The following is a 5,107-nucleotide window of genomic DNA, read 5'->3' as shown; positions in this document are numbered from 1 at the left end:
GCGGAATACCTCATGGTCCTCATCCTGGTAAAACAGAAGCAAGCATTGGGAAAAAGGAGACATTAGAGCTAGCCGTGATGATCGATACCTTTAAGCCGCTTAAAACAGTAAAGAAAGCGAAAGAAATCGAAGATGAACAGTATATGTATACATGGATTGAAAAATAATCTTTTATGCACACCTTTCCTAAAGGGTGTGTTTTTTTAATAGCTGGAGTGATTATTAGTCCTCCTCGCGGGGAAATCCATTAATAAATAATCTTTACATAGGAAACACTAACAAAATCTATTTCGGATTAGGAGGATTTGAATTGACCTTATCTATATTCGCCTTAGGCGGCATAAATGAAATTGGGAAAAATATGTATGGTATACAATATGATGACGACATTTTTGTCGTTGATTGTGGAGGTAAATTTCCTGATGAAAGTTTGTTAGGGATTGATTTGATTATCCCCGAGTTAACCTATCTTGAAGAGAATAAAGAAAAAATCCGTGCTCTTATAGTGACACATGGGCATGAGGACCATATTGGCGGTGTTCCATATTTCTTTAAAAAATTAAAAGTTCCTATTTATGCGACTGATTTTACATTAGGACTAATCGAACTGAAATTAAGCGAACATAGGCTTTTAAGAGATACTGAACTTATCAAGGTTCATTCAGATTCACAGCTCGATTTCGGGCAGGTCAAAGTTTCATTTTTTAAAGTTAGCCACAGCATTCCGGATTGCCTGGGAATTGTATTCCACACACCAGAGGGAAATGTTGTACATACAGGGGATTTCAAATTTGACCTAACACCAGCAAATGATGAGCAGTCTGAGATTCATAAAATGGCACAAATCGGGACTGAAGGCGTAACAGTTTTATTATCAGAAAGTACAAACGCAGAACGGACCGGATTGACACCATCTGAACGAATGGTTGCAGGCCACCTGGAAGAAGCATTTATGAAGGCGGACGGTAAAATCTTTGTTTCTACTTTTGCATCGAATGTAAATCGTGTACAGCAGGTTGTTGAAGCTGCAATCAAGACGAATAGAAAGCTTGCATTACTGGGCAGGAGCATGGTGAATGTTGTAGATGTAGCAATCGAACGGGGATACTTGAATGTACCAGAAGGCATGCTGATTGAGCCAAAGGTGGTCGACCAATTGGATCCTGACAAGGTAGCGATATTATGTACGGGAAGCCAGGGTGAACCGATGGCTGCTCTAGCCCGGCTGGCGACAGGTAATTTCCGCGATGTTTCTATTTACCCTGGTGACACAGTAATCATGGCAGCATCCCCGATTCCTGGAAATGAAAAAGATGTATCGCGGATTATTGATAACCTGTTTAAACTAGGCGCAAAAGTCATATATGGTTCCGGCAGCACGACAGGAATGCATGTTTCTGGCCATGGATACCAGGAAGACTTGAAGCTGATGCTTACTTTGATGAAACCGAAGTATTTCATCCCGATACACGGGGAATATCGTATGCTGCACCATCATCGTTTACTTGCTGAATCCGTCGGAGTGGAGAAGGGAAATACTTTTATCATAAAAAATGGCGATGTAGTTGATATTGAAAATTCGGCTGCACGACAAACTCGCAGCATTCCTGCAGGTGACACATATGTAGATGGTATTAGTGTGGGTGACGTGGGCGAGATTGTCCTGAGGGACAGGAAACAGCTGTCTGAGGATGGTATGCTCGTCATAGTGTTAACGCTGAGCAAATCAGAACGAAAAATCATTTCTGGACCTGATACAATCTCGAGGGGATTCGTTTTTGTTAAAAACTCAGAGGATTTAATGAGAGATGTGAACAGAATTGTCACGAAAACGGTTACCGACATGCAAGAAGATAATATCTACAGATGGAATGTGATTAAGCAAGGTATCAAGAAAGCAGTTGGGCAGCATATATTCCAGCAGACAAGAAGAAAGCCGATGATCCTGCCAATCATAATTGAGATTTAAGGTTGTTAGATAGTAAAGATGAAATGAAAAGTCCAAATCAAATCTATTGCTTTGGGCTTTTTATTTTTTTGTGAAGCTATGAAGGAGTAACCGATAAAACACGTTTAGGATGAAAGTTAATTTTCCTCAGTAATATGAGAATGGCAATTAAGTAAATGATAAAATGAAAATTTCTCTTGTGTGTTGACATAACACTAAAAGGTGTTACAATTTCATTATGACACTAAAAGGTGTTATTAAAATTCGGAGGTTTTAGAATGCAAACATTACCTGAAATCCGCAAAACAATTTTATTAAATGCGCCAATTGAAAAAGTATGGAAAGCGGTTGCTACTTCTGAAGGAATTGCTGGATGGTGGATGCCGAACACATTTGAACCTGAACTAGGCAAGGAATTTATTCTTCATGCAGGTCCTTTCGGTGATTCTCCTTGTAAAGTAACTGAATTGGATCCGCCGAACACTTTAGGCTTTGACTGGGGAAAGGATTGGCATCTTGTATTTGAATTGAAGCAGATTGATGAAAAAACGGAATTCACTTTGATTCATTCTGGCTGGGATCCTGAAAAAGCTACTGAGTTCGGACAGCCTCATTCAATTGTCCAGGGCATTATGGACAACGGCTGGGATAAGATTGTGAATGACGCACTTCCAGCCTACCTAGAGGCGTAGCATGGGGGCATCCGAGGCAAAGCATGATGTATTCCAGGCCATCGCAGACCCAACCCGCCGGAAAATATTAAAATTGCTCGCCGACCAGGAATTGCCGATCGCTTCCATAACTGAAAGCTTTCCAATCACTCGAACCGCTGTGAACAAACATTTATTTGTTCTGTCAGAGGCAGGACTGGTTTCAAACAGGAGGATTGGAAGGGAAACACGTTTTTCGCTTCAGCCGGAGCCCCTGCAGGAATTAAAAGAATGGCTATCCTTTTTTGAACTATACTGGGATAACAAACTTACTGCACTGAAGAACTTCGTGGAAGCGGATGAATAACAGAAGTAAAGCATGGAGTCATTCACCATGCTTTTTTTGTGCATTCATACTTAACAAAAGTTGAGATAAGGTCTACACTATTAACATTGATTCCAATAAGTTGTTTTCTTATAAATTTTCAACATGAATTATTACACTTACTTAATAGAGAGTTTATATAAAATAAAGCATCCTAAGGAGGGAGCAGGTCATGGACATAAAACTGAACCATAAAATGATAAAAGATTTGTGCGGAACTGTTTCCTTCAAGCGTGGGGATGCTTTTTACCATGCAGATAAAGTGAAATTTGAAAATTATAGCCATCAACGTGTGGATGCTTCCGTTAGTGGTGCCGATGAATTCAATGTCACTGTTATCAAAAATGAGGATGGTGGATTCGTTACAGCTTGCACTTGTCCAAAATTGGCTTCCGTGAAAAATGAATGCCAGCACACCGCAGCTGTTTTATTGGCTATAATGGATCAACAAAAGCAACTCCCGACAACTGCTCCTTATAACAAGGATTCATCAAATGGCCTGGCAGATAGCATGATGTCTATTTTTAGTGAGCAGCCACGAAGGTCCAGCGGTCACCAGCTGCATTTCGAATCAAGAAAAGTGCTAAATGCAGAGTTCCTATTAAAGCCAACTGAAGTTGGCGACAAGCAAAGCGTGTTTGGTATTTCAATGAAGATTGGTTCCATACCAATAAAGGATATTAGTGGATTTTTAAAGGATGTAAAAGAAGGGAAAGCAAATGCACTTTCAAGATTGTTCACATATGATCCAATGCTGCATTGCTTTCAAAATGAAGCAGATGACATCATTCAAAAGTTGATTCAGGTTGCAATGGACTCCGACTCACTACCGAATGGCTTAGAGAGCAATGATGAAAATTTAACGATTCCGCCAACTATATGGACTCAACTTCTGCCATTACTAACAAAGGCTCCGCATATAAAGCTTTTGCATAATGGTGAACTATTTGATGGCCTTATTATAAATAAGGGGAAATTGCCTTTAACATTTAATTTTGAAGTAACAGAGCAAAAGGATTATCGCCTGGAAATAAAGGGATTAAAACAGCTTACAGTAATGAACTCATATGATTCTGTTTTATATAGTGGCCAAGTAACACAGCTGGAGACTGCTGATTGTGCTCGTCTGTTTGAGCTAAAACAAATGATTTTGGCAACAGCTACTGAACAGATTCCGATTACCAAGGATCAAATCGGCTTCTTTGTTGAAAAAGTAGTTCCTGGCTTGAGAAGACTTGGTGAGGTGCAAATTAATGGCGATATTTCAAAGCAGTTTATGAAAACGCCACTGACTGCTAAATTGTACCTTGATCGCGTAAATAACCGTCTGCTTGCGGGACTGGAATTTCACTATGAGAATATCGTTCTCAATCCATTTGAGGGCAGGGAACCTAAGACGGGTTCACTGCTGGTCAGGGACAAGGAGAAGGAAGATTTAATCTTGGAAATGATGGAAGAGAGTTCTTTTGCAAAAACGGAAGGCGGATATTTGCTGCATAATGAAGATCTTGAGTATGAGTTTTTGTATCATATGATGCCAAAGCTTCAGAAGTTAGTGCAAATATACGCCACCACAGCCGTGAGGAATCGGATTTTCAGGGAACCTGCACGTCCTCAAATCCGGGTCAAAGTGAAAAAAGAGCGGACAAACTGGCTGGAGTTCAAATTCGAAATGGACAGTATACCAGAGAGCCAGATTCGTGAGGTTTTGGAAGCGCTGGAAGAAAAGCGGAAATATTTCCGTTTGCGGAATGGATCCCTGATGTCACTTGAGACAAGGGAATTTGAAGAAATCCAGCGTTTTTTACAGGCTGGCCCCATTCAGAATGAGGACTTGGAGAAGGGCTTGAACCTCCCGCTGATCCGGGGAATGCAGGTCCTTGATTCTGTCGATGATCAAGCTGTTTTTATGCTAGAGGAATCATTCAAAGAATTTTTAGCTGAAATCAGCCGTCCAGGAAGCAAAAAATTTAAATTGCCCGAAACACTGGATTTGATTTTGCGGGATTACCAGAAACAAGGGTTTCAATGGATGAAAACTCTCGCAAGCTATGGCTTCGGCGGGATCCTTGCTGATGATATGGGACTAGGAAAGACGCTGCAAAGTATTGCCTACATTGCCTC

Annotated in this window: 4 protein-coding genes and 1 pseudogene; all 5 read left to right on the top strand. The window is 40.6% G+C overall.

All coding sequences use genetic code 11. The annotated features are described in order from the left end of the window. Nucleotides 1-167 (top strand): annotated as a pseudogene (locus WB217_RS03090) (homogentisate 1,2-dioxygenase); the annotation flags it as partial. A gap of 194 nt (nucleotides 168-361) precedes the next feature. Then, nucleotides 362-1,969 carry a ribonuclease J gene (locus tag WB217_RS03085; protein ID WP_423990538.1) on the top strand — a complete coding sequence of 536 codons (1,608 nt, stop codon included), beginning with the start codon at nucleotides 362-364 and terminating at the stop codon, nucleotides 1,967-1,969. A 257-nt stretch (nucleotides 1,970-2,226) separates the two neighbouring features. Continuing rightward, a complete protein-coding gene (locus WB217_RS03080; RefSeq protein ID WP_423990536.1) occupies nucleotides 2,227-2,640 on the top strand; it encodes an SRPBCC family protein in 414 nt (137 codons plus the stop codon). Nucleotide 2,641: 1 nt separating this feature from the next. Further along, nucleotides 2,642-2,965 carry an ArsR/SmtB family transcription factor gene (locus WB217_RS03075; RefSeq protein ID WP_423990534.1) on the top strand — a complete coding sequence of 108 codons (324 nt, stop codon included), beginning with the start codon at nucleotides 2,642-2,644 and terminating at the stop codon, nucleotides 2,963-2,965. Between the two features lie 190 nt (nucleotides 2,966-3,155). Beyond that, nucleotides 3,156-5,107, top strand: a 1,952-nt coding sequence (locus WB217_RS03070) for an SNF2 helicase associated domain-containing protein (RefSeq protein WP_423990532.1), incomplete at its 3' end; no start/stop codon positions are given.

The organism is Mesobacillus sp. (genome assembly GCF_049588175.1).
GTDB lineage: Bacteria > Bacillota > Bacilli > Bacillales > Cytobacillaceae > Mesobacillus.
Note: the sequence above shows the minus strand (reverse complement) of the source record. Positions and strands in the feature narration are given on the sequence as shown.